The sequence below is a fragment of the Nocardioides sp. genome (assembly GCF_036374615.1).
Lineage (GTDB): Bacteria > Actinomycetota > Actinomycetes > Propionibacteriales > Nocardioidaceae > Nocardioides.
Map to the genome: position 1 here is coordinate 1 of NZ_DASUTK010000086.1, position 4,420 is coordinate 4,420.

General features: G+C 71.8%; 3 protein-coding genes. 2 read left to right on the forward strand and 1 reads right to left on the reverse strand.

What is annotated here, in order from left to right; genetic code table 11:
* Positions 1–118: 118 nt before the first annotated feature.
* On the reverse strand, positions 119–1,333 hold the full coding sequence (locus VFZ39_RS06855) for an MFS transporter (RefSeq protein WP_330864988.1): 1,215 nt from the start codon (positions 1,331–1,333) through the stop codon (positions 119–121).
* A gap of 21 nt (positions 1,334–1,354) precedes the next feature.
* On the opposite strand from VFZ39_RS06855, the gene VFZ39_RS06860 reads away from it, so the two are divergent.
* Both VFZ39_RS06860 and VFZ39_RS06865 read left to right on the forward strand, forming a co-directional pair.
* A complete protein-coding gene (locus VFZ39_RS06860; RefSeq protein WP_330864989.1) occupies positions 1,355–2,542 on the forward strand; it encodes a winged helix DNA-binding domain-containing protein in 1,188 nt (395 codons plus the stop codon).
* 148 nt (positions 2,543–2,690) lie between these two features.
* Positions 2,691–4,391 (forward strand): S8 family serine peptidase, encoded by a 1,701-nt coding sequence (locus tag VFZ39_RS06865; protein WP_330864990.1) that lies wholly within the window; start codon positions 2,691–2,693, stop codon positions 4,389–4,391.
* Positions 4,392–4,420 lie beyond the last annotated feature (29 nt).

The following is a 4,420-nucleotide window of genomic DNA, read 5'->3' on the forward strand; positions in this document are numbered from 1 at the left end:
GTCGCCGGTGCACCGAGGTCGGGACCGGTCGCGCGGTCGGGGAGCAGCACCAGCGCCGCCGCCGCGATCGCGACCGCGGCCACGACGACCACGGCCACGAGGGCGGCGACCCGGCTGCTCACGACGCGACGACCCGGTCGCGCAGCTGGTCCTCGACGTACCGCGGTCGCCCGACGTAGCCGACCAGCAGCCCCATCGGCACCACCAGCACGATCATCAGCGCCAGCGGCACGTTCCAGCCCCCCGTCGCCGCGTAGACGACGCCGATCGTGAACGGGCCGCCCGCGGCGATCAGGTAACCGGCCGACTGGGTGAAGCCGGAGAGCGCCGCCGTGCCGGCCGGGGTGCGGGAGCGGAGCCCGATCAGGGTCAGCACCAGCGGGAAGGTGGTCAGGCCGATCCCGACCAGCAGGGCCCAGATGACTGCAGCCGCCGTCGGTTCTGGGGCGATCATCAGCCCGACGTAGGCGACGGGGTAGCAGGCGATGATCGACCACAGCAGCGACCGATGGTCGGTACGGCGGCCGGCGACCCTCGGCAGCCACAGTGACAGCGGGATGCTCACGCTCGCAAGCAGCGCGACGAGCGCGCCGGCAGCCGCGGCAGAGAAGCCGGCGTCGCGCCACAGCTGCGCGAACCAGCCGAAGGCGATATAGGCGTGCATCGACTGGAAGCCGAACATCAACGCCATGGCGAGCCCAAGCCGGGTTCGCATCACGTCGGTGACGCGCACCGTGTGGGGATCGGGCTCCAGGTGGCGGTCGTGGACGACCAGCCACAGCCAGGGCAGGGCGGCCACCAGCGCCAGGACCGCCCAGACGCCCAGGCCGACCCGCCAGCCGCCGAACTCCTCTGACACCGGCACGGTGGCCGTCAACGCGCCGGTGATCCCGACAGCGAGCGCGGTGGTGTACAGCGCGGTGATCGTGCCGACTCGGTCAGGGAAGTGGAGCTTGACCAAGGACGGCAGCAGCACGTTCGCGGCTGCCATCCCGGCGAGCCCGAGCAGCGACAGCACCAGGAAGGGCAGCTCGTGGTCGACGGTGACCCGGGCCGCGAGGCCTATCGCCACCGCCACCAGCGAGACCAGGGTGGTGCGGTGCACCCCGAGCGTTCGCGCCAGCCACGGTGCCACCGCACCGAACGACGCGAATGCGAGCACCGGCAGCGACGTGAGCAGCCCCGCGCCGACCGGTGTCATGCCGAGGCCGTCGGTGACCTCCGCGAGGACCGGGCCCACGCTGACCGCCGCCGGGCGCAGGTTCGTGGCCAGCAGCACCAGCCCGACCAGCACCAGACCGCGCGAGGACGCGGTCGAGGAGGGCTGTCGCATGGTTCCGGCAGGATAGGCGTCGTGCGGGTGGTGACCGACATCGAGCGGCGGGCGCGGCTGGTCCGGCGGCACGCGCTCGCACCCGTGTCCCGCGTCACCGACCCGGTCGCGGTCGCCGAGTCCGTGGTCTGCCTGCACTCCACCGAGCCGGCCTCGGTCCACCTGGCGGTCGCGGCTCGATCCGAGGGTGTGAGCGCGGCCGACGTCGACGCCGCCCTGTACGACGACCGCTCGCTCGTGAAGCAGCTGGCGATGCGTCGCACCCTCTTCGCCTTTCCCCGCGACCTGCTGCCCGCCGTGTGGGGGAGCGCCTCCGCCCGCGTCGCCGAGACCGAGCGGAAGAAGATCGGCAAGGACGTCGTCGTGGGAGGAGTGGCCGAGGACGGCGACGCCTGGCTCGCGGAGGTCCGGGAGGAGGTCCTGGCGCTGTTGGCGACCGCCGGTGAGCTGGCGGCCAAGCAGATCCGCGAGCAGGTGCCGATCCTCGACGTCAAGGTCTCCGGCTCGCCGGCCAGCGAGCGTTGGGGCGCACCCGTCAACGTGGCACCGCGCGTCCTGAGCTGGTTGGGAGCGCGGGCGGAAGTGGTGCGAGGTCGAAGCGGCGGTCACTGGCGCACCTCGAGACCCCTGTGGACGCTGATGACCGACTGGCTGGGGGAGTCCCCGACGACCTGGCCCGCCGAGAAGGGCTACGCCGAGCTGGTACGACGCTGGCTGGCGCGGTTCGGTCCGGGCACCGAGGCGGACCTGGTCTGGTGGCTGGGTTCGACCAAGAGCGCCGTGCGGCAGGCGCTGGCCGAGGTCGACGCCGTCGCCGTGTCCCTGGAGGACGGCGGCACCGGCTGGCTCCTCCCCGACGACCTCGAGCCCGAGCCGGAGGTCGCGCCCAGTGCGGCGCTCCTACCGACCCTGGACCCGACGACGATGGGATGGAAGGAGCGCGGCTTCTACCTCGACCCGGCGGACCGGCCCTACCACTTCGACACCGCCGGCAACGCCGGCACCACCGCGTGGTGGGCCGGGCGGATCGTCGGCTGCTGGGTCCAGGACGACGACGGCCGGGTCCGAGTCATCCTCCGCGGCGACCCGGGTAGGGCGGCGCGCAAGGCTCTCGACGCAGAGGCGGCCCGGCTGACCGAGTGGCTCGACGGCCAGGTCATCTCCACCATCTACAAGTCGCAGCTGATGAAGGGCGTCCCGCTGCCGTGATGCCTGCCTCACCGTGGCGGGTTCTTGCAGTTTTGTGCACTGCACGAACCTGACGGAGCCGAGCGCTCCCCGGTGCGTCGGCGCGCGGCTAACGTCCGGGCAGCCCAGCGACCGCTGGGGGTTCCTGAAGAATCTCGGAGGGGCATCCATGTCCTCTAACTCAACTCGGTCGCGTCGTCGCGGCCTTGCCGCCACCGCGGCCACCGTCCTCGCCCTCGGAGTGCTCACCGGCACCACCGGGTCCGCCGGTGCAGCGCCAACGCCCGACCGCAAGGCGCCGCTGCTCGGCACCAACAAGGCCGGCGCCATCGACGGTCGCTACATCGTCGTCATGGAGGGACGCGCCTCGTCGGCCGACGCCCGCGCCGCGGTCAGCCGGGCCAAGGCCGAGGGCGCCTCCGGCGTCGACCGATTCACCACCATCGAGGGCTTCGCGGCCGCGCTCAGCGACTCCGCCGTCGCGGCACTCCGCCAGGACCCGCACGTCGCCTACATCGAGGCCGACCAGCGCGTCGCGATCGACACCACCCAGTCACCCGCGACCTGGGGCCTGGACCGGATCGACCAGCGCAACCGGCCCCTCAACAACTCCTACACCTACACGCCCACCGGCTCCGGCGTGACCGCGTACATCATCGACACCGGCGTCCTCGGCTCCCACAACGAGTTCGGCGGCCGCGTGGCGTCGGGCTACACGGCGATCAACGACGGCCGCGGGACCACCGACTGCAACGGGCACGGCACCCACGTCGCCGGCACGGTCGGCGGCACGACGTACGGCGTCGCGAAGCAGGTCACGATCCGACCCGTCCGCGTGCTCGACTGCACCGGCAACGGCACCACCTCCGGTGTCATCGCCGGCGTCGACTGGGTCACCAGCCACCACTCCGCCGGCAGCCCGGCGGTCGCCAACATGAGCCTCGGCGGCGGTGTCTCCACCGCTCTCGACAACGCGGTCAACAACTCGATCGCCGACGGCGTCACCTACGCAGTCGCGGCCGGCAACGAGAGCACCAACGCCTGCAACGGCTCGCCCTCGCGGGTCGGCGCGGCGCTGACCGTCGGCTCCACGACCAGCACCGACGCGCGGTCCAGCTTCTCCAACTACGGCTCGTGCCTCGACCTCTTCGCACCCGGATCGAGCATCACGTCAGCGTGGTACACCAGCAACAGCGCCACCAACACCATCTCCGGGACGTCGATGGCCACCCCGCACGTGGCCGGCGTGGCCGCGCTCTACCTGCAGGGCAACCCCTCGGCCTCACCGAGCACGGTGGGCAACGCGATCGTCTCCACCTCCACGTCGGGTGTGGTGACCAACCCGGGCTCCGGGTCTCCGAACCGGCTGCTGTACTCGCCGCTCTCCGGCGGCACCAACCCGCCGCCGACCGGGGGCAACCTGCTTCAGAACCCGGGCTTCGAGTCGGGGGTGACCGTCTGGAGCGCCACGAGCGGAGCGATCACGAACGCGTCGGGAGCGCCCGCCCGCACCGGTTCGTGGAAGGCCTGGCTCAACGGCTACGGCCGCAGCTCCACCGACACGGTGTCGCAGAGCATCGCCATCCCGGGCGGGAGCGCCGCCTCGCTCTCGTTCTACCTCTACGTGAGCAGTGCGGAGACCACCACCACGACGGCCTACGACCGGCTCCAGGTGCAGGTGGTGGCCGGAGGCTCGACGACGACCCTCGGGACGTTCTCGAACCTCAACAAGGGCACGTCGTACGTGCAGCGGACGTTCAACCTCTCGGCGTACGCCGGTCAGACCGTGACGATCCGGTTCCACGGGACCGAGGACTCCAGCCTGGCCACCAGCTTCGTCATCGACGACACCTCGGTGACCAGCGGCTGACCGCTCGTCTGGACCTTCCTCGAGCCGCG